This window comes from Thioclava sediminum (genome assembly GCF_002020355.1).
GTDB lineage: Bacteria > Pseudomonadota > Alphaproteobacteria > Rhodobacterales > Rhodobacteraceae > Thioclava > Thioclava sediminum.
The window spans coordinates 419057-437700 of record NZ_MPZV01000004.1 but is presented as its reverse complement, the minus strand read 5'-3'; the positions used below and the strand labels follow the sequence as shown (position 1 = coordinate 437700).

The following is an 18644-nucleotide window of genomic DNA, read 5'->3' as shown; positions in this document are numbered from 1 at the left end:
GTTTTGTCACTGGCACAATCACCGCTGCCATTGCACAGACGCATTGCTTCGCCTAAATCCCTGCCCATGACGCTACGACCGATCCTGATCCATCCCGATCCGCGCCTGAAAAAGGTCTGCGAGCCGGTGCCCGAAGTTAACGACGAGATCCGCAAGCTCGCCGATGACATGCTCGCGACCATGTATGACGCGCCCGGCATCGGCTTGGCCGGGCCTCAGGTCGGCGTGATGAAGCGGATCTTCGTGATGGATTGCGTGAAGGACAAGGAAGCGGCCCCCGAGCCGATGGTCCTGATCAATCCCGAGATCAGCTGGACCTCGGAAGAGACCAATGTCTACGAGGAAGGCTGCCTGTCGATCCCGGATCAATATGCCGAGGTGACGCGCCCCTCCGAGGTGCGGATGAAGTGGCTCGGCCTCGACGGGCAAAGCCATGAGGAGCAGTTCGACGCGCTCTGGGCGACCTGCGCGCAGCACGAGTTCGACCACCTCAACGGCAAGCTGTTCATCGACTATCTCGGTCCGATGAAGCGCAAGATGATCACCCGCAAGATGGAGAAGCTCAAGCGCGAGCGCGCCCGTGCGGGCGCCGCCAAGGATCCAATCCTCTGATGGCTTCGCGCGCTTTCATCCCCTATGATGACCGCCGCCTGCATCGCCCCGCCGAGCCGGTCGAGACGATCACCGAGACCGTTCGGATGATCTGGGACGACATGGTCGAGACGATGGATGCGATGCCGGGCGTCGGGCTTGCCGCCCCCCAGATTGGCATCATGATGCGGCTCGCGGTGGTCGATGCATCCGACAAGCGCGGTCAGGCCGTGCGGATGGCGAATCCGGAAGTGCTTCATGCGTCGGTGCAGATGCGCAAGCATGAAGAGGCCTCGCCGAACCTGCCGGGCATCTCCGCCCCGATCGAGCGGCCTCGCGCGGTGACGGTGCGCTTCCTCAACGAGGACGGCGAGATGGAGGACCGCGATTTCGTGGGCCTCTGGGCGACGAGCGTGCAGCACCAGATCGACCACCTCAACGGCAAGATGTATGTCGATCATCTCTCGCCCTTGCGCCGCAAGATGCTGGTGCAGAAGTCGAAGAAACTCGCGAAAGGCTAAGCGATGCGCGTCATCTTCATGGGAACGCCGGAGTTCTCCGTCCCCGTTCTGGAGGCGCTGGCCGACGCGCATGAGGTAGTCGCCGTCTATAGCCAGCCGCCCCGCCCCGCCGGTCGCGGCAAGAAAGAGCGCCCCTCTCCGGTTCATGCCAAGGCTGAGGAACTGGGGATCGAGGTGCGCACCCCGCGGAATTTCAAAGCCCCCGAGGATCGCGAGGCCTTCGCCGCGCTGAATGCCGATATTGCGGTCGTGGTGGCCTACGGGCTGATCCTGCCGCAGGCCATTCTGGACGCGCCCGCGAAGGGCTGCCTGAATATCCACGCCTCGCTTTTGCCGCGCTGGCGCGGGGCGGCCCCGATCCACCGGGCGATCATGGCGGGCGACAGCCAGACTGGCATCTGCATCATGCAGATGGAGGCCGGGCTCGATACCGGGCCGGTTCTGCTGCGTGAGGCGACCGAGATCGGCGCGACCGAGACCACCGGCGAGCTGCATGATCGGCTGAGCGCGATGGGCGCGCGGCTGATCCTCGACGCGCTGTCCGAGATCGACTCGCTGATCCTGCAACCGCAGCCCGAGGATGGCGTGACCTATGCCGCGAAGATCGACAAGGCGGAGGCGCAGGTCGATTGGACGCGCCCGGCGGATGAGGTGATCCGGCATATCAACGGGCTCTCGCCCTTCCCGGGTGCCTGGACCGAAATCGCGGGTGAACGGATCAAGCTGCTGCGCGCCGCCCCGGCAGAGGGAAGCGGCGCACCGGGCGAGATCCTCGACGGGTTTACCATCGCCTGCGGCACGGGCGCGCTGGAAATCCTCGAAGCCCAACGCCCGGGCAAGCGTCCGATGTCCGGCGCCGACGTATTGCGCGGCCTGCGCCTGCCTGCACGCCTAGGCTGAGCGCAACAGCCTTCCCAAATCGCGGAAGTTGCGGCAAACTTGTGGAAAAACCACAAGGAGCAGTCGATGACCCCCAATTTGATGGAATTCGCCTGATGGGCGTGCTGTTCGGCTTTCTCGCGACGGCGAGCAGTCGTATCGTCGGGATAGGCTTCGCGCTCGCGGTCTGGCTCATCTCACGGCCCGGGGGCTGGGCCGTGCTCGTGGTGCTGACGCTGCTCGCCTTGCGCGTCTTTCCCGGTAATCAAGTGTGAGTTCAGAAGGTCGAGGCCCAGATGTATTTCCTTAATTCCCTAACCGGCAGCGATATCGTGATGATCGCCGTCGCGGTTCTGTTGATCCTGTCGGTCTTCCTCGGCGTGCGTATCGTGCCGCAATCCGAGAAGCACGTCGTTGAGCGCTTCGGGCGGCTGCGCGCGGTGCTCGGCCCCGGCATCAACTTCATCGTGCCGTTCCTCGACCGAGTGCCGCACAAGATCTCGATCCTCGAGCGTCAGTTGCCCAACGCGATGCAGGACGCGATCACCGCCGACAACGTGCTGGTGAAGGTCGAAACCTCGGTCTTCTACCGGATCACCGAGCCGGAAAAGACCGTCTACCGTATCCGCGATGTCGACGCCGCGATCGCGACGACGGTGGCGGGGATCGTGCGCTCCGAGATCGGGGTGATCGAACTCGACGAGGTGCAATCGAACCGTGCCCGCCTGATCGAGAAGGTCCGCGAACAGGTCGCCGTGATGGTCGATGATTGGGGGATCGAGGTAACGCGCGCTGAGATTCTCGACGTCAATCTCGACGAGGCGACCCGCGCCGCGATGCTGCAACAGCTCAACGCCGAGCGCGCGCGCCGGGCGCAGGTGACCGAGGCCGAAGGCAAGAAGCGCGCGGTCGAACTCGCCGCCGAAGCCCAGCTGTTCCAGGCGCAGAAAGAGGCCGAGGCGCGCCGCATCTCGGCCGATGCCGAAGCCTATGCTACGGAAGTCGTCGCGCTGGCGATTGCGAAGAACGGCTTGGAAGCCGCGCAATATCAGGTCGCGCTGAAACAGGTCGATGCGCTGGCTCAGGTGGCCAAGGGCGAAGGCAAGCAGACCGTGATCCTACCTGCAGCAGCCCTCGAGGCCTTCACCGACGCCTTCCAGCTTCTGAGGAAAGCGTGATGGACCTCTGGCAACTTCCGTGGGTCTGGGTTCTGGCCGGTCTGGTGCTGGGCGGGGCCGAGATGATCATCCCCGGCTTCATCTTCCTCGGCTTCTCGATCGGGGCGGTGATCACCGGCGGGCTGATCTGGATCGGCATCGTCGGAAAGTCGGTGCCGATCACGCTGATCACCTTCGCGGTTCTGTCGATCATCGCATGGCTCGCGCTGCGCAAACTGATGGGCGTGCGGCGCGGTCAGGTGAAGCAATGGCATGACGATATCAACGAGAACTGAGGACCTGTGACGAAACCGCTGCCGGCGACTTCCCGCGCATCGCGGGAACTGGAAGCGGCCTATCGATGTTCTCTCGCCAATACAGAGAGATGAAAATCGACAGGAGATCATCATGTCTGACACGCATAATCACGAACGCTCGGGTCTGGGCGGCATCTACTTCGTTCTGGGCGCGGTCGTCGTCGCCCTAGGCATCGTCCTTTGGCTCATGATGTCGCCCGGGGACGAGAGCGCCAGCACTGCGCCCACCGAAAGCGACGCGAGCGCCACCTCGGTCACGATCGAGAACAACGACAACGCAGCCCCGGCGGATTCGTCCAGCGCCGACGCCTCGGGCGATGCGGCGGCCAGCGACAGCGGCAGCACCGACACGAGCGGCGCGTCGGCTGAGGCCACCACGCAAAGCGGCGGCTCGAACTGATCCCGCGTTTGCAGATCACGTGCAAGTGAAGCGGCGTCCTGCGGGGCGCCGTTTCATTTTGCGCCATGCTCCGCCTATCTGATGACGGGAGGAGGAACGCAGGTCAGAGCCTCGCGTTTCCTTTACCGAGGGATCAAAGCGAAGAGGCGAGCAAGAATGGCCAAGGATTCGAACCGACAGAGCAGTATCGGCGGCCTGATACTCACCCTGGTTGCGCTGGTCGCGGCACTGGGTGTCGTGGTCTGGCTCGTTGCCGATACGCCAATCGACGGGGGTGACGACGCCGCCACCGATCCGCCGAGCGAGCAGCAGATGTCCGACCCGAATGCCGCGAAGGTCGACGTGGCGCCCGAATCGAAGACGAGCGGCCCGGCGACAGGCGGCGACGGTCAGTAAGAAATGCTAATCAGCCCTGCAATTCTTTGAGGATCGCTTCCGCCGCAGCGCGCGGATCGGGCGCGCGGTGGATCGGGCGACCGACGACGATATGGTCGGCCCCTGCACCCACGGCCGCTGCCGGGGTCGCAATCCGCTTCTGATCGCCGAGATCGGCCCCGGTGGGACGCACGCCCGGCGTCACGATCAGACGGCCCTCCGCCTCGGGCAGCGCGCGGATCATCGCGGCCTCCTGCGGCGAGGCGATCACGCCATCCGCACCGGCCTCGAAGGCTCGCCCTGCACGCTCCGCCACCAGGTCGCTGATCGCGCCGTCCTTGATCAGCGCCCCGTTCAGGTCCTCGCGGTCGAGCGAGGTCAGGATCGTCACGGCGAGGATTTTCAGATCGGTACCCGCCGCGCCTTCCTTGGCGGCCTTCACCACATAGGGGTCGCCATGCACGGTCAGGAAATCGAGGTCGAACTGCGCCAACCCGCGTACGGCGTTCTCGACCGTCGCGCCGATATCGAACAGCTTCATGTCGAGGAAGATGCGCTTGCCCTGATCCTGCTTCAGCTCGCTGGCCAGCGCGAGGCCGCCGCCCGTGAGCATTCCAAGACCGATTTTGTAGAAGGACACCGAGTCGCCCAGCTGGTTCGCCAGCACGAGGCCTTCATAGGCGCTCGGCACGTCGAGGGCGACGATGAGACGGTCGTCGGCGGGCAGGGTCATGTCGGTCATCGCTGGGGCGCTCCTTTTCAAGATCGCCCCCTGATGCGGATCAATCACCGCTACGTCAAGCCGTTCGCGGGATCACAGCCCGCCGATGCCACGACGTTGCGCTTCGCGGGTCAGCGCGCGGGCGAGCTGGCGATGCGAAATGTTGGGGCTGGCTTCGACCCGAACGGGCACCCGCAGCGGCTGCGCGATCCCGGGGGTGAAGAATTCGACGACCGCCTCGAAACGGCGCTGCGCGGCGTTGTAAATCAGGCGCGCGATGCGCGTGGCGCTGGCATGATGCATCCTCGGAGCCTCCTGTGTGGGTGTCCCTGCGTAAACGCTAAACCTTGCGTTTTGGTTTCCACCTGCGGCGAAATGGTCGCCATAAAGCTCTTGAAGCGGGATGCGCCACATCCCATTTTTCATATCGAGACCCGGTCAGGACGGCGCCTAATATAGGGCCAGACACATCCCGGGGGCTTTAAAAAAGGAGAATGCCGATGAACATGGAGAAGTTCACGGAGCGGTCTCGCGGTTTCCTTCAGGCCGCGCAGACGATCGCGATGCGCGAGGGTCATCAACGTGTGGTGCCCGAGCATCTTCTGAAGGCTTTGATGGATGACGATCAGGGGCTGTCGGCCAATTTGATCAAGCGCGCCGGCGGCGAGCCTGCCCGCGTGCTCGAAGCCGTCGATCTGGCGGTGTCGAAACTGCCGAAAGTGTCGGGCGGCGACGGGCAGGTCTATGTCGAGCAGAGCCTCGTGCGCGTGCTCGACGAGGCCGAGAAGATCGCCAAGAAAGCGGGCGACAGCTTCGTGCCGGTGGAGCGTGTGCTGATGGCTCTGGCCATGGTGAACACGCGCGCCAAGGATGCGCTCGATGCGGGCGCGGTGACGGCGCAGAAGCTCAACGCTGCGATCAACGATCTGCGCAAGGGCCGCACGGCGGATTCGGCCTCGGCCGAAGAGGGCTATGAGGCGCTCAAGAAATACGCGCGCGATCTGACCGAAGCTGCCGAGCAAGGCAAGATCGACCCGATCATCGGCCGTGATGACGAGATTCGGCGCACCATGCAGGTGCTGAGCCGTCGGACCAAGAACAACCCGGTTCTGATCGGTGAACCCGGCGTGGGTAAGACCGCGATCGCGGAAGGCCTTGCGCTGCGCATCATCGACGGGGACGTGCCGGAATCGCTGCGCGACAAGCGGCTGCTCGCGCTCGACATGGGCGCGCTGATCGCCGGTGCGAAATATCGCGGTGAATTCGAAGAGCGTCTGAAGGCGATCCTCAAGGAAATCGAGGCCGCTGCGGGCGAGATCATCCTGTTCATCGACGAGATGCACACGCTTGTCGGCGCCGGGAAATCCGATGGCGCGATGGATGCGGCGAACCTGATCAAGCCGGCGCTGGCCCGTGGTGAGCTGCACTGCGTGGGCGCCACGACGCTCGATGAGTATCGCAAGTATGTCGAGAAGGACGCGGCTCTGGCCCGGCGTTTCCAGCCCGTGATGGTGGAAGAGCCGACGGTCGAGGACACGATCTCGATCCTGCGCGGTATCAAGGAGAAATACGAACTCCACCACGGGGTGAAGATCTCCGACTCGGCGCTGGTCTCGGCAGCGACGCTCTCGCATCGCTACATCACCGACCGCTTCCTGCCCGACAAGGCGATCGACCTCGTGGACGAGGCCGCCTCGCGTCTGCGCATGGAAGTGGACAGCAAGCCCGAGGAGCTCGATGCGCTCGACCGTCAGATCCTGCAGATGCAGATCGAAGCGGAAGCGCTGAAGAAAGAGGATGACACCGCGTCGAAAGACCGTCTCGAGAAGCTCGAAAAGGAACTGGCCGATCTGCAGGATCGCGCTTCGGAAATGACTGCCAAATGGCAGGCCGAGCGGGACAAGCTGGAATCGGGTCGCAACCTCAAAGAGCAGCTCGACAAGGCTCGGGCCGAGCTCGACCAGGCCAAGCGCGAAGGCAATCTCGCCCGCGCCGGTGAGCTGAGCTACGGCATCATCCCGAGCCTCGAAAAGCAGCTCGCCGCAGCCGACGAGGCCGAAGGCGAAGAGCTGATGGTCGAGGAATCGGTGCGTCCCGAGCAGATCGCCGAAGTGGTCGAACGCTGGACCGGCATTCCGACCTCGAAGATGCTCGAGGGCGAGCGCGAGAAGCTGCTGAAGATGGAAGACGAGCTGCACAAGCGCGTCGTCGGTCAGGATGCGGCGATCACCGCCGTGTCGAACGCCGTGCGCCGGGCGCGTGCGGGGCTGAACGACGAGAACCGCCCGCTGGGCTCGTTCCTCTTCCTCGGCCCGACCGGTGTGGGTAAGACCGAGCTGACCAAGGCCGTCGCGAATTACCTGTTCGACGACGATCAGGCGATGGTGCGGATCGACATGTCCGAGTTCATGGAGAAACACTCCGTGGCGCGGCTAATCGGTGCCCCTCCGGGCTATGTCGGCTATGACGAGGGTGGCGTTCTGACCGAAGCGGTCCGGCGGCGTCCCTATCAGGTCGTGCTGTTTGACGAGGTCGAGAAGGCGCACCCGGACGTGTTCAACGTGCTGCTGCAGGTGCTCGACGATGGTGTGCTGACCGATGGTCAGGGCCGCACGGTCGACTTCAAGCAGACGCTGATCGTGCTGACCTCGAACCTCGGCAGCCAAGCGCTCAGCCAGCTGCCGGAAGGCACGGATGCGGGTGAGGCCAAGCGTCAGGTGATGGATGCGGTGCGGGCGCATTTCCGCCCCGAATTCCTGAACCGTCTCGACGAGATGGTGATCTTCGATCGCCTGAACCGCGAGAACATGGACGGGATCGTGGAGATCCAGCTCAAGCGGCTGGAGAAACGTCTGGCACAGCGCAAGATCACGCTGGAGCTGGACGAGTCGGCCCACAAGTGGCTCGCCGATGCAGGCTACGACCCGGTCTATGGCGCACGTCCGCTGAAGCGGGTGATCCAGCGTTCGCTGCAGGACCCGCTGGCCGAGGCGATCCTTGGCGGCGAGATCATGGATGGTGCGACGGTCGAAGTCACCGCAGGCCCGAACGGCCTGATCGTCGGCGGTCACAGCGCGCCTCTGGGGGGCACGAAGCCTGCCGATGGCGTGCCCCTTCACTAAACCCACCTGAAAATCGATTGAGAGGGGCGGAGCGATCCGCCCCTTTTTCGTCAGCGTCGGGGGCGCTGCCCCTCTTGGCTACGCCAATTCACCCCGGGATATTTCCGCCAAGAGGAAGAGAGAGTATCTAAGGGGCACACCCCCGGATCGAGTCCCCATGCCCGCCCTTTGCCGCCATTGCCTGAAGAGTTTTGACGAGGCGCCGAAGCGTTGCCCCGCCTGCGGCAAGTCGCGCATCCTTTCGCATCCGGAGCTGTTCGACCTGCCCATCGCGCATATCGATTGCGACAGTTTCTACGCCTCGGTCGAGAAGCGCGACAATCCCGAGCTGTCTTCGCAGGCGGTGATCGTGGGGGGCGGCACGCGCGGGGTGGTGACGACCTGCTGCTACATCGCGCGAATCTCCGGCGTGCGCTCGGCCATGCCGATGTATCAGGCGCGCAAGCTTTGCCCCGATGCGGTGATCATCAAACCGCGGATGGAGCATTACGCCAGCGTCTCGCGCGAGATCCGGGCGAAGATGGTCGAGCTGACGCCGCTGATCGAGCCGCTCTCGCTCGACGAGGCGTTCCTCGATTTGGGCGGGACGGAGCGGCTGCATCATGCGCCGCCCGCGCTCCTGATGGCGCGGCTTGCGCGCGAGATCGAGACGGAGATCGGGGTCACGGCCTCGGTTGGCCTCTCGCATAACAAGTTCCTCGCCAAGATCGCCTCGGATCTCGACAAGCCGCGCGGGTTTTCGGTGATCGGGCGCGGCGATACGGAAGAGTTTCTCCGCGACAAGCCGGTGTCGATCCTTTGGGGCGTGGGGGCGGCGACGCGCTCGGCCTTGGGGCGCGCGGGCATCCGCACGCTTGCCGATATCCGCCGCGCGGGGCTGTCGCGGATGGAGGACCGCTTCGGCGCGTCGGGGCGGCGGCTGTTTGAGTTGGCCAGCGGGCTCGATGCGCGGCGCGTCTCTCCCGACTCGCCGATGAAATCGGTGTCGAACGAGACCACCTTCAACACTGACATCGCCGATCGCGAGGCGCTGATGGGCAAGCTGTGGCATCTGGCCGAGAAGGTCTCGGCCCGGATGAAGGCGCGCGATCTGGCGGGGCGGACGGTGACGCTGAAGCTCAAGAAGGCTGATTTCGCGACCGTGACCCGGCAGACCCGGCTGGAGGAGCCGAGCCAATTGGCCGACACGCTCTATCGCGCGGGCGAGACGCTGTTCGACAAACTGCCGAAGGGGCAGGCCTACCGACTCATCGGCATCGGATTTTCCGACCTCACGGCCGCCGATGGGCGCGATCCGGCGGGTGACCTGCTCGACCCCGATGCGGGCAAGCGCGCAAGCGCGGAGCGGGCGAAAGATGCGATCCGGGCGCGATTCGGGGCGGATGCGATCCGCAACGGGCGCGGCTGGGACGGGGAGTGAGTCACTCCGCCGCGTGACGCAGCGGATGTGCTCCGAGATCGGCGATCTGACGCGCCGCCCGGCTCATCAGCGCCGCGAACGCGTTGAAATTCTCGTTCGGCGCGATGCGGTGCTGATCCATGTAGAGGGCACGGTCGATCTCGATCTGGATCGCGTGATACCCCTCGCGCGGATGCCCGTAGCGCTGCGTGATATAGGCACCGGCAAAGGGGCTGTTGCGCGCCACGTTCAGCCCCTCGCCTTCGAAGATCAGTTCGATCTCGCGCACGATCTCCCGGTCGGCGCTGGTGCCGTAGCGATCGCCAAGTACGATCTCCGCGCGGCGCGGCCCGCTCGCGGCCAGAGCCTCGGAGGGCATCGAATGCATATCGAGCAGAATCGCCTGCCCGAAAGCCCCATGCGCCTCGGCCATCAGCGCCTCGAGCTGCGCGTGATAGGGCCGCCAGACATGGTTGATCCGCGCCTCGGCCTCGATCATCGGGATCTTGCCGCGATAGATCGCCCGCGCACCGGACACCACGCGGGGAATCACCCCGAGACCGGCAGCGACGCGCGGCCCCGGATGCGCCCGGTCCAGCCCGGCGATCAGCGCCGAATCAAGTTCGTCCTCCGCCCGGTTGAGATCGACCCAGGCTCTGGGATACTGCGCGCAGAGAAGTGGGGCGCCGAATCGCGGCGCATCCGCCAGCAGCTCATCGACGAAAGCATCTTCGGAAGACCGCAGGCGCAGCATGTCCAGAACGGCCCGTTCCTGCAGGCTATGCGGGTATTGCGCACCGGAATGGGGCGAGGCGAAGACCGCAGCCGTCCGCAACGCCTTGGGGCGAACCAGCCGGAACGGCGGCAAAAGGGCTGGGCTGTCGGACATGAAACCTCTTATGATCGCCTAATATCTTACACTGGAACGCTTTCACGCCAAAACCCTCTTGAAAGCCGTTTCGACTCTTTATATAGACCCCCAGACCGACGCGACACCGCGCCTTTCGGTTCCCTTCGCGGCCTAGCCGCAAGCGCGAATCAAAGGCATCAAACGGGATCGCACGGGTGTGGGCGGTTAGCTCAGCGGTAGAGCACTACGTTGACATCGTAGTGGCCACTGGTTCGATCCCAGTACCGCCCACCATCTATTCACCGCCCCCGGCTTGCAAGCCCGGGGCATTCGTTTTTCAAGGCGCACCGCGCGCCGCGATACAGGAGAAGGCCGATGAAGGTCCGCAACTCGCTCCGCTCGCTCAAGCAGCGTCATCGCGATTGCCAGGTCGTGCGCCGCAAAGGCCGCGTCTACGTGATCAACAAGACGCAGAAGCGCTTCAAAGCCCGCCAGGGCTGAGGCAGCCGAGCCGAAACGAATAAAGGCCGCGCCAGGGATTTCCCGGCGCGGCCTTTTCCTTTGTTCAGCGATCTGAGGCTGATAGGGATCGGCGCTTAACGCGCGCCGATCGCCCCGGCCAGAAGCTGCGCCACGGTGGCCTGATCGAGGTAGCCGGTGGCTTCCAGCCCGCCTGCGGTCTGATAGCGGCGAATCGCGCGGCGGGTATCCTTGTCGAACACACCGTCGACCTTGCCGGGCTTCAGGCCCATCTGGGCAAGGCGTTGCTCCACCAGCGATTTCGCAACGCCGGGCAGGTTGAGGGCGGCCTCTTTCGCGGCGGCCGCGTCCATCGCGTCGCTTTGCTGATTCTGTTGCTGCAGCTCGGCGATGCGCGCCTCGGCCTCGGCTTTGAAGGCCGGGTCGGAGCGACTTGCCAGATAGTCGCGGTAGCTGGCGATGGTGTCGGCCTTGCGTGCGACGTCCCAATCGGCGCGATCGGCCGACTGCGCTTCATCGCGGCGATCCGCTTCGATCTTGTCGAGCCGCTCCTGCGCGAGTTCCGCGAACAGACCATCGGGATATTTCTTGAGGTAGGCGCGCAGCCCGGCCTCATCGCCCGCCTTGCCGGTCTGCTCCCAATAGGCGCGGTCCTGCTGATCGATCTTGGCCTGACGGGCCTCGGCCTCGGCCTTAAGTTCGGCGGCGCGTTTCTCACCCTGCGCCGAGAGCGCGGTGAGCTGGGCGCGGGTCAGATAGCTGGTGTCGTCGAAGCCGTTGGCCTTCTGCCAGCGCGCGATCGCCCCGCGCGAGCCGGGCCCGAAGATACCATCGACGCCTTTCGGGTCGAATTTCAGGATCGTCAGGTTCTGCTGCACCTCGCGACGCTGATCGCGGCTGAGGTTCAGCGCCTCTTCCGCAGCCTTCGCTTGCCGCTGAGGCTCGTCACGCAGTTGCTGGATACGCTGCTTCGCCTGAGCGGCATTGGTGCCATTCGGATAGCGGTCGAGATAGAGCTGATAGGCGGTGATCGTGTCCTCGGATCGCGCCATGTCCCAATACGGGGCCGACGGGTCAGCCTCGGGGGTTTTCACCGGGGTGGGCTTCTTGCCCGTCGGCTCGGTGACAAGTACGAAATCCCGCGGCATGTAGCCACTCGCGCGCAGGTCTTCGGACTGCGCCGACTGCATCAGCGAAGCGCCGGGCTCGGTCAGGTTGCCCGACATGAGGCTGGCCACATCCTTAGGGCTGCCGCGCAGCACGGTCACGCCCTGCGGAATGTCGAGCGTCCCGATCCCAGGCTGGGTCAGGCCCTGGCCGTTGCCCTCATCGTCCGCCGACCCAAGCAGCAGCACGGCACGCCCCGGATGGGCTGCGAGCACGGTCATCACGGCCGACAACGGCAGCGCCTCGCTCACCGCTTCGGGCAGCGAGGTGTCGCGGGCGTCGACCGGCAGATACCACGTCTCGCCGTCGGAATGGACAAAACGACCCGAGAGCGCCACAACCAGCCGCTCGGCCTCGGGCGCACGGGTCACGAAGTCGCGGAAGCGGGAACGGATTTCGGCGGCGTCGGCATCATCCTCGATCAGCACCGAGAAGCCCGCCGTCTGCAGCTTTGCTTCGCTATCGGTCAGCGCGGTGCCCGAGCGAAGATCGTCGATCCGCTGATAATCGGAATTGCCCAGCACCAGCGCCAGATCGGCGGCATGGGCGGGAAGGCCAAGCGCCGCGATCGCGGCACCTGTCAGAAGAAGTTTACGCATGGGGTCCTCCACTCTCTTTCCGGAGAAACCCCTTGAGTGCGCGCGCGGTTCCTCAGTCGTATTTGCGCTGGTCGTCGATGACCTTCCCATCATTGGGCAAAGAGCCGGGCGACACCAGTTCGATCACGCCCTTCATCTTCAGCGCCTCGCGGATACCACCGTCGAAGCGGGCGGGATCGTCGGCCTCGGTTTCGATCTGCACGGTCATCACGTCCATCTCGCCGTCACGGGTGGCGATGACACGGGCCTTTTGCACCTCTGCATGGGCCGAGACGAAGCTGGCGACCTGCTCAGGACGGACGAACATGCCCTTGATCTTGGTGGTTTGATCGGCGCGGCCCATCCAGCCCTTGATGCGCATATTGGTGCGCCCGCAGGGGCTGACGCCTTCCATCACCGCCGACAGATCGCCGGTGGCGAAACGGATCAGCGGGTAGTCGGGATTGAGCGTGGTCACGACGACTTCTCCAACCTCGCCGGGGGCAACCGGATCGCCGGTGCCGGGGCGGACGATCTCGACGATCACGCCCTCGTCGACGATCATCCCCTCCATCGCGGCACTCTCATAGGCGATATTGCCCAGATCGGCGGTGGCGTAGCATTGCAGGCATGCGATGCCGCGATCCGCATAATCCTGACGCAGGCTCGGGAAGAGCGCACCGCCCGACACGGTGGCCTTCGTGATTTTCAGCGCCTCGCCCATCTCCTCGGCCTTCTCGAGAATGATGCGCAGGTAATCGGGCGTGCCCGCGTAAGTCGTGGTGCCGATATCGACGGCGGCGCGGACCTGCAATTCGGTCTGGCCGGTGCCCGCAGGCAGAACGGCGGCACCGACCGTGCGCGCGGCATTCTCGAACATCATGCCCGCGGGGGTGAGGTGATAGCCGAAGCAGTTCTGCACGATATCGCCGGGACCGACGCCTGCGGCATGGACGAAACGCCCCAACCGCCACCAGTTGTGGCTGGTATCGCCGGGCTCGTAGATCGGACCGGGCGACTGGAAGATATGCGCGAAGGCATGGGCGGGTTTCGTGACCAGCCCCCCGAAGGGCGGCGCGCCTTTCTGCGCGGCCCCGAGGTCGGACTTGCGCAGCACCGGCAGCTTCGCGAGCGCCTCCCGCGAGGTGATCGCGCTCGGGTCTACGCCTTGCAGATGCGCCGCGATCCCGGGAGCCTTCATCGCCGCGTCAATCAGCGCCGGCAGGCACTCCGCCAGAGAGGCCTCACGCGCGTCGGCGCTGCGGGTTTCCAATTCGTCGAAATGTTCGCGCATCTCTCGACCCTTTCCATTCAGCGGACAAACCGCTCCTATTCCGCGCCCAAAATGCTGCGCAGCAATTCAATTGAATCAGTAAGTTACCGTTACGCCAGCCAGCGCTTGCGGCGGCGATAGCTGCGCACGTCGCGGAAGCTCTTGCGGCCTTCGTCGGACATGCCGAGGTAGAATTCCTTCACGTCCGGGTTCTCGCGCAGCTCGGCTGCGGGACCGTCCATCACGATGCGGCCGCTCTCGAGGATGTAGCCGTAATGGGCGTAGCGCAGCGCGACATTGGTGTTCTGCTCGGCCAGAAGGAAGGTCACGCCCTCGTTCTCGTTGACCGATTTCACGATCTCGAAGATCTGTTCCACCAGCTGCGGCGCGAGACCCATCGAGGGCTCGTCCAGCAGGATCGTCTCGGGGCGGCTCATCAGCGCGCGACCCATCGCAACCATCTGCTGCTCCCCGCCCGAGGTATAGCCCGCCTGCGATTTGCGGCGCTCCTTGAGGCGCGGGAAGTAGTCGTAGACCATCTCCAGATCGGCCTGGATCGCGGCACGCCCGTCCTTGCGGGTATAGGCGCCGGTCAGCAGGTTTTCTTCGACGGTCAGGTGTTCGAAGCAATGGCGCCCCTCCATCACCTGGATCACGCCCTTACGGACCAGATCGGCGGGGGAGCCGTCCTGCACCCGTTCGCCGCGATAGGTGATCGAGCCTTTCGTCACCTCGCCGCGCTCGGATTTGAGCAGGTTGGAGATCGCCTTGAGCGTCGTCGTCTTGCCCGCGCCGTTGCCGCCCAGAAGCGCGGTGATCCCGCCCTTGGGCACGCTCAGGCTCACCCCTTTCAGCACGAGGATGACGTGATTGTAGATCACCTCGATATTGTTGACCTCGAGAAGGGTGTTATCGGTTTTCGAAGCGTCGAGCATGGTTCTCTCCGGGACGTTGGGGTGGCCCCCGGCGGCGCGCGCCGGAGGCCGTTTTCGATCAGTTACACTGGTCGGTGATGTTGTTTTCCGAAGCGAAGGCTGCGGAATCTTCTTCGATCAGCGGGTTCAGCACGTCCTTGTCGGATTCGATCCAGTCAGAGGCTTCGTTCCACTTCTTCGCACCGGCATCCCACTGGAAGACCTTCGCGGAGCCGGGGCCCCCGTGGTTCTCGCAGCTCGCCTTGATCGGCTGGGCGAAGTTCGGCAGGCCGAGTTCTTCCAGACGGGCTTCGGTGAGATCGAGGTTCTCGAAACCGTCGCGCACTTCAGCGGCGTTGACGTTCGACTTGCCGGCCATCTCCTGCGCCTTGCGGATCGCTTCGGAGATGATCATCGCCGCGTACATGCCGCGCGAATAGAGCATCGTGCCGACCTGATCGCCTGCGCCCGACGCCTTGCCGGCATCGACGACATATTGCTTGAGGTCCGCATAGACCGGGTAGTCCATGCCGGTGCCGTGGAACGACAGCGCCTTGTAACCCGAGGCCTTGTCGCCTGCCGGAGCCACGTCGTTCTCCGAACCCGACCACCAGACACCGATGAAGTGATCCATCGGGAAGCGGATGTTCACGGCTTCCTGGATGGCGACCTGGTTCATGACGCCCCAGCCCCACATCAGGACATAGTCGGGCTTGTCACGACGGATCTGCAGCCATTGCGACTTCTGCTCCTGACCGGGGTGGTCGACGGGCAGGGTCGAAAGCTCGAAACCGTGCTTCTTGGCCAGCTCTTCGAGCGTGCGGATCGGCTCCTTGCCATAGGCGGAGTTGTGATAGACCAGCGCGATTTTCTTACCGCTGATGTCGCCACCTTCCTGATCAATGATATGTTTGATCGCGACCGAGGCGCCATCCCAGTAGTTGGCCGGGAAGTTGAAGACCCACTTGAACACCTTGCCGTTCGCAGCCGAGGTGCGGCCGTAGCCCGGGGTGTAGAGCGTGATGCCGTCAGCGGTGACCTTCGGGATCAGCTGATAGGTGATGCCGGTCGAGAGCGGGTTATAGGCCAGCGCGCCTTCGCCCTTGGTCGACTCGTAGCATTCCACGCCCTTCTCGGTGTTGTAGGCGGTTTCGCATTCGGGAGTGGCAACCATCTCGCCGCCGATGCCGCCGTCACGCTCGTTGAGCAGGGTGAAATAGTCGTTGAAGCCATCGGCATAGGGGATGCCGTTTGCGGCATAGGGCCCGGTGCGATAGCTGAGGTTCGGCACCACCAGTTCGGCGAAAGCCGGGGCCGTGGTCAGCGTCATCGCCGCCGCGACCAGTGCGGTTAGGGTCTTCTTCATTCGGTTCTCCTCCCAGAATGTTCGAGTGTTGCGCCGGGCGTGTCCCGGTTCTTTGTGTTGGGCGGCCCGGCCGTCAGTGCGGGAAGGGCCAAAGCCGGAGTTTTTCTTTCGCGACGCGCCAGAGCTGCGCGAGGCCATGCGGTTCCGCGATCAGGAAGGCCACGATCAGCCCGCCCACGATCATCAGTTCGATATGCGCGGCGAGGTCCGTGGGCCAACCGAGCGTGCCGACGAGCACGTTCTTCAGGAAGACCGGCAGCAGCACGAGGAAAGCAGCGCCCGCAAACGAGCCGAAGATCGAGCCCAGACCGCCGATGATCACCATGAAGAGGATCAGGAAGGACTTCTGGATGCCGAAGGCTTCGCCCACTTCCGCCGCGCCAAGGTAGACCGCGAAGAACAGCGCGCCGGCGATGCCGATGAAGAAGGAGCTGACCGCAAAGGCCGACAGTTTCGTCGTCAGCGGATTCACCCCGATGATCTCGGCGGCGATGTCCATGTCGCGGATCGCCATCCATTTACGCCCCACCGTGCCGCGCGTCAGGTTACGTGCGACCAACGCCACAAGCGTCAGCACCACGAGGCAGAACATGTATTTCGCCATCGCCGAGGTCTGCGCGCCGGTCACGAAGACGCCGAAGACGGTGCGCTCGGGCGCGTTGATCTGACCCGAGGCCGAGTAGTTGTAGAACCACGGCACCTTGTTGAAGAGCCAGACGAGGAAAAACTGCGCCGCCAGTGTCGCCACCGCGAGGTAGAAGCCCTTGATGCGCAGGCTCGGCAGGCCGAAGATCACGCCCACGGCGGCGGTGATGAACCCCGCGATGATGACGTGGAAGAAGATGTTGATGTCGGGGAAGGCCGTCATCAGCTTGTAGACGGCATAAGCGCCCACCGCCATGAAGCCCCCGGTGCCAAGGCTGACCTGCCCCGCGTAGCCCACGAGGATGTTCAGCCCGATCGCCGCGATGGCGTAGATCAGGAAGGGCACCGCGACCGCGTTCGCCCAGTAGTCGTTGATGAACAGCGGCACGATCCCGAAGGCGACCGCCAGCACCGCGTAATAGCGCAGCCGGTCGAACTTGATCGGAAAGGTCTGACTGTCCTCCCGGTAGGATGTCTTGAAATCACCTGCTTCGCGGTAAAACATCAGCCTCTCCCTTTCGTCAGGGAGAGCGCGTCGTCTCCCGTCAGCAGTTGCCGCGCCGGATCCTCACCCAGGCCCAGAGCCCGGCTCCCGCCCCCAAGGCGGCCAGCACGATATTCAGTGTTTGCAAGGTGGTCGGTTCTTCCGGCGGCGCGGCCAGCGCGATCCATCCGAATGCGAGCGCGGCTCCCCAGCCAATCGTGAACACGGTTGCACAGGTCTTCATCGGTAACGGTCCTCCCAATGATCGTCACATCAGCGCGACGACACTGGGCTCCCCTCCCCTTGACGCCACGACATGTGGCAGCTTGTCGCACCCCTGCGGCTCGATCAAGGAATTTTTCACCGTGGCGTGAAAGCGTCGTGATCATCGGTCAGACCCTCTCGATGATCTTCTCGCCGAACAGGCCCTGCGGCCGGAACACGAGGAAGACGAGCGCGAGGACATAGGCGAACCAGTTCTCGGTCGCGCCACCCAGGAAGGGGGCCCCGATCAGCAGTTCGAACAGTTTCTCGCCGACACCGATGATCAGACCGCCGACGATGGCGCCCGGGATCGAGGTGAAGCCGCCCAGCATCAGCACCGGCAGCGCCTTGAGCGCGATCAGCGACAGCGAGAACTGCACACCCGATTTCGAGCCCCACATGATGCCTGCAACCAGCGCCACGAAGCCCGCGATCGACCAGACAAGGATCCAGATGAAGCGCAGCGAGATCCCGACCGACAGCGCGGCCTGGTGATCGTCGGCCACCGCACGCAGCGCCCGGCCCTGCTTGGAGTATTGCGAGAACACGGTCAGCGCCGACACCAGCAGCACCGCGACGATCGCCGCCACGATATCGAGATTGTCGATGAAGAAGCCGTAGCCGAACATGTTGAAGGTGACGGTGTCGATGGTATCGTTGATGCCCTGCGGCAGCCCCACATCGAGCGTCTTGATGTCAGAGCCCCACATCACGTCCCCGAAGCCTTCGAGGAAGTAAGCCATCCCGATCGTCGCCATGAAGAGGATGATCGGCGCCTGGTTCACCAGATGCTTGAGCACCACTTTCTCGATGATGATCGCGAGCACGACCATCACGGCCGCCGCCAGCAGGATCGCGACGATTGCCGGAACCTCCCATGGGAAATTCGTGTAGTGATTGCCCGTCATCGCGTTGATGAGATGGGCGAAGGGCACTTGCCCCTTCTGGATGCCGACCAGCGTCAGCGCGGCAAAGAGCGCGAGCACGCCCTGCGCATAATTGAAGATGCCAGAGGCTTTGAAGATCAACACGAAGCCCAGCGCCACGAGCGCATAGAGCACCCCTGCCATCAGGCCGTTCAGCGTCACCTCGGCGGCATAGAGAACGATATCAGGCATGACGCGCCTCCGATGTCTGAATT

Annotated in this window: 21 protein-coding genes and 1 tRNA gene; 12 read left to right on the top strand and 10 right to left on the bottom strand. The window is 64.2% G+C overall.

The window, feature by feature from the left end; translation table 11 throughout:
* The first annotated feature begins 66 nt into the window (after positions 1–66).
* From def (BMI91_RS17520) to BMI91_RS17490, 8 genes are all read left to right on the top strand, one after another.
* Positions 67–612 (top strand): peptide deformylase, encoded by a 546-nt coding sequence (gene def / locus BMI91_RS17520; RefSeq protein WP_075775430.1) that lies wholly within the window; start codon positions 67–69, stop codon positions 610–612.
* A complete protein-coding gene (gene def / locus BMI91_RS17515; protein WP_078522379.1) occupies positions 612–1112 on the top strand; it encodes a peptide deformylase in 501 nt (166 codons plus the stop codon). The genes def (BMI91_RS17520) and def (BMI91_RS17515) overlap by 1 nt, the downstream gene beginning before the upstream one ends.
* Before the next feature lie 3 nt (positions 1113–1115).
* Positions 1116–2012, top strand: a complete 897-nt coding sequence (gene fmt, locus BMI91_RS17510; protein ID WP_078606055.1) for a methionyl-tRNA formyltransferase — start codon at positions 1116–1118, stop codon at positions 2010–2012.
* A 41-nt stretch (positions 2013–2053) separates the two neighbouring features.
* Positions 2054–2266, top strand: a complete 213-nt coding sequence (locus tag BMI91_RS19895; RefSeq protein WP_146684149.1) for a hypothetical protein — start codon at positions 2054–2056, stop codon at positions 2264–2266.
* A gap of 60 nt (positions 2267–2326) precedes the next feature.
* Positions 2327–3169 (top strand): SPFH domain-containing protein, encoded by an 843-nt coding sequence (locus BMI91_RS17505; RefSeq protein WP_414717993.1) that lies wholly within the window; start codon positions 2327–2329, stop codon positions 3167–3169.
* A complete protein-coding gene (locus BMI91_RS17500) occupies positions 3169–3444 on the top strand; it encodes an NfeD family protein (RefSeq protein ID WP_078522376.1) in 276 nt (91 codons plus the stop codon). Before BMI91_RS17505 ends, BMI91_RS17500 begins: the two co-directional genes overlap by 1 nt.
* Positions 3445–3556: 112 nt before the next feature.
* Positions 3557–3865: a flagellar basal body-associated FliL family protein gene (locus BMI91_RS17495; protein WP_078522375.1), complete on the top strand. Its 309-nt coding sequence runs from the start codon at positions 3557–3559 to the stop codon at positions 3863–3865.
* Between the two features lie 156 nt (positions 3866–4021).
* On the top strand, positions 4022–4261 hold the full coding sequence (locus BMI91_RS17490; protein ID WP_078541725.1) for a hypothetical protein: 240 nt from the start codon (positions 4022–4024) through the stop codon (positions 4259–4261).
* Positions 4262–4271: 10 nt separating this feature from the next.
* Here the strand turns inward: BMI91_RS17490 and pyrF are convergent, their stop codons facing one another.
* A complete protein-coding gene (gene pyrF / locus BMI91_RS17485) occupies positions 4272–4973 on the bottom strand; it encodes an orotidine-5'-phosphate decarboxylase (RefSeq protein ID WP_078522415.1) in 702 nt (233 codons plus the stop codon).
* 81 nt (positions 4974–5054) lie between these two features.
* Positions 5055–5264 carry a hypothetical protein gene (locus BMI91_RS17480; protein WP_078541724.1) on the bottom strand — a complete coding sequence of 70 codons (210 nt, stop codon included), beginning with the start codon at positions 5262–5264 and terminating at the stop codon, positions 5055–5057.
* 197 nt (positions 5265–5461) lie between these two features.
* Between BMI91_RS17480 and clpB the strand changes: the two genes are divergently transcribed.
* Both clpB and BMI91_RS17470 read left to right on the top strand, forming a co-directional pair.
* On the top strand, positions 5462–8083 hold the full coding sequence (gene clpB / locus BMI91_RS17475) for an ATP-dependent chaperone ClpB (protein ID WP_078606054.1): 2622 nt from the start codon (positions 5462–5464) through the stop codon (positions 8081–8083).
* Between the two features lie 157 nt (positions 8084–8240).
* On the top strand, positions 8241–9503 hold the full coding sequence (locus BMI91_RS17470) for a DNA polymerase IV (RefSeq protein WP_078606053.1): 1263 nt from the start codon (positions 8241–8243) through the stop codon (positions 9501–9503).
* Position 9504: 1 nt separating this feature from the next.
* Here BMI91_RS17470 and BMI91_RS17465 read toward each other — a convergent pair whose 3' ends face one another.
* The gene (locus BMI91_RS17465) at positions 9505–10371 is read right to left on the bottom strand and encodes an N-formylglutamate amidohydrolase (protein WP_093477246.1); all 867 of its coding nucleotides are present in this window, start codon (positions 10369–10371) and stop codon (positions 9505–9507) included.
* 180 nt (positions 10372–10551) lie between these two features.
* On the opposite strand from BMI91_RS17465, the gene BMI91_RS17460 reads away from it, so the two are divergent.
* Both BMI91_RS17460 and ykgO read left to right on the top strand, forming a co-directional pair.
* Positions 10552–10626 (top strand) — tRNA-Val (locus BMI91_RS17460).
* A gap of 81 nt (positions 10627–10707) precedes the next feature.
* Positions 10708–10833: a type B 50S ribosomal protein L36 gene (gene ykgO / locus BMI91_RS17455; protein ID WP_038074920.1), complete on the top strand. Its 126-nt coding sequence runs from the start codon at positions 10708–10710 to the stop codon at positions 10831–10833.
* A gap of 95 nt (positions 10834–10928) precedes the next feature.
* Here the strand turns inward: ykgO and BMI91_RS17450 are convergent, their stop codons facing one another.
* The 7 genes from BMI91_RS17450 to BMI91_RS17420 form a co-directional block, all read right to left on the bottom strand.
* Positions 10929–12578: a peptidoglycan-binding domain-containing protein gene (locus BMI91_RS17450; protein ID WP_158522194.1), complete on the bottom strand. Its 1650-nt coding sequence runs from the start codon at positions 12576–12578 to the stop codon at positions 10929–10931.
* Between the two features lie 52 nt (positions 12579–12630).
* Positions 12631–13851 carry a phenylacetate--CoA ligase family protein gene (locus tag BMI91_RS17445; RefSeq protein ID WP_078550803.1) on the bottom strand — a complete coding sequence of 407 codons (1221 nt, stop codon included), beginning with the start codon at positions 13849–13851 and terminating at the stop codon, positions 12631–12633.
* 89 nt (positions 13852–13940) lie between these two features.
* Positions 13941–14765: an ABC transporter ATP-binding protein gene (locus tag BMI91_RS17440; protein WP_078550806.1), complete on the bottom strand. Its 825-nt coding sequence runs from the start codon at positions 14763–14765 to the stop codon at positions 13941–13943.
* Between the two features lie 58 nt (positions 14766–14823).
* Complete coding sequence (locus tag BMI91_RS17435; RefSeq protein ID WP_078522367.1) at positions 14824–16110, bottom strand: ABC transporter substrate-binding protein; 1287 nt, start codon at positions 16108–16110, stop codon at positions 14824–14826.
* A 73-nt stretch (positions 16111–16183) separates the two neighbouring features.
* Entirely contained in the window at positions 16184–17260 is a 1077-nt protein-coding gene (locus BMI91_RS17430) for a branched-chain amino acid ABC transporter permease (RefSeq protein WP_078606051.1), read from the bottom strand.
* Between the two features lie 40 nt (positions 17261–17300).
* Positions 17301–17483, bottom strand: coding sequence for a hypothetical protein (locus tag BMI91_RS17425; RefSeq protein WP_078541717.1), 183 nt, complete (start codon positions 17481–17483; stop codon positions 17301–17303).
* Between the two features lie 148 nt (positions 17484–17631).
* A complete protein-coding gene (locus tag BMI91_RS17420) occupies positions 17632–18621 on the bottom strand; it encodes a branched-chain amino acid ABC transporter permease (protein ID WP_078606050.1) in 990 nt (329 codons plus the stop codon).
* Positions 18622–18644: the final 23 nt, after the last annotated feature.

Bases quoted from the DNA above. Each gene is read 5' to 3' on its own strand.
- BMI91_RS17500 (WP_078522376.1), top strand. From the start codon at position 3,169: ATGGACCTCTGGCAACTTCCGTGGGTCTGGGTTCTGGCCGGTCTGGTG.
- BMI91_RS17435 (WP_078522367.1), bottom strand. From the start codon at position 16,110: ATGAAGAAGACCCTAACCGCACTGGTCGCGGCGGCGATGACGCTGACC.
- def (WP_075775430.1), top strand. From the start codon at position 67: ATGACGCTACGACCGATCCTGATCCATCCCGATCCGCGCCTGAAAAAG.
- BMI91_RS17490 (WP_078541725.1), top strand. From the start codon at position 4,022: ATGGCCAAGGATTCGAACCGACAGAGCAGTATCGGCGGCCTGATACTC.
- BMI91_RS17465 (WP_093477246.1), bottom strand. From the start codon at position 10,371: ATGTCCGACAGCCCAGCCCTTTTGCCGCCGTTCCGGCTGGTTCGCCCC.
- BMI91_RS17470 (WP_078606053.1), top strand. From the start codon at position 8,241: ATGCCCGCCCTTTGCCGCCATTGCCTGAAGAGTTTTGACGAGGCGCCG.
- BMI91_RS17480 (WP_078541724.1), bottom strand. From the start codon at position 5,264: ATGCATCATGCCAGCGCCACGCGCATCGCGCGCCTGATTTACAACGCC.
- ykgO (WP_038074920.1), top strand. From the start codon at position 10,708: ATGAAGGTCCGCAACTCGCTCCGCTCGCTCAAGCAGCGTCATCGCGAT.
- BMI91_RS17445 (WP_078550803.1), bottom strand. From the start codon at position 13,851: ATGCGCGAACATTTCGACGAATTGGAAACCCGCAGCGCCGACGCGCGT.
- def (WP_078522379.1), top strand. From the start codon at position 612: ATGGCTTCGCGCGCTTTCATCCCCTATGATGACCGCCGCCTGCATCGC.
- BMI91_RS17425 (WP_078541717.1), bottom strand. From the start codon at position 17,483: ATGAAGACCTGTGCAACCGTGTTCACGATTGGCTGGGGAGCCGCGCTC.
- pyrF (WP_078522415.1), bottom strand. From the start codon at position 4,973: ATGACCCTGCCCGCCGACGACCGTCTCATCGTCGCCCTCGACGTGCCG.
- BMI91_RS17430 (WP_078606051.1), bottom strand. From the start codon at position 17,260: ATGTTTTACCGCGAAGCAGGTGATTTCAAGACATCCTACCGGGAGGAC.
- fmt (WP_078606055.1), top strand. From the start codon at position 1,116: ATGCGCGTCATCTTCATGGGAACGCCGGAGTTCTCCGTCCCCGTTCTG.
- clpB (WP_078606054.1), top strand. From the start codon at position 5,462: ATGAACATGGAGAAGTTCACGGAGCGGTCTCGCGGTTTCCTTCAGGCC.
- BMI91_RS17450 (WP_158522194.1), bottom strand. From the start codon at position 12,578: ATGCGTAAACTTCTTCTGACAGGTGCCGCGATCGCGGCGCTTGGCCTT.
- BMI91_RS17505 (WP_414717993.1), top strand. From the start codon at position 2,327: ATGATCGCCGTCGCGGTTCTGTTGATCCTGTCGGTCTTCCTCGGCGTG.
- BMI91_RS17440 (WP_078550806.1), bottom strand. From the start codon at position 14,765: ATGCTCGACGCTTCGAAAACCGATAACACCCTTCTCGAGGTCAACAAT.
- BMI91_RS17495 (WP_078522375.1), top strand. From the start codon at position 3,557: ATGTCTGACACGCATAATCACGAACGCTCGGGTCTGGGCGGCATCTAC.
- BMI91_RS17420 (WP_078606050.1), bottom strand. From the start codon at position 18,621: ATGCCTGATATCGTTCTCTATGCCGCCGAGGTGACGCTGAACGGCCTG.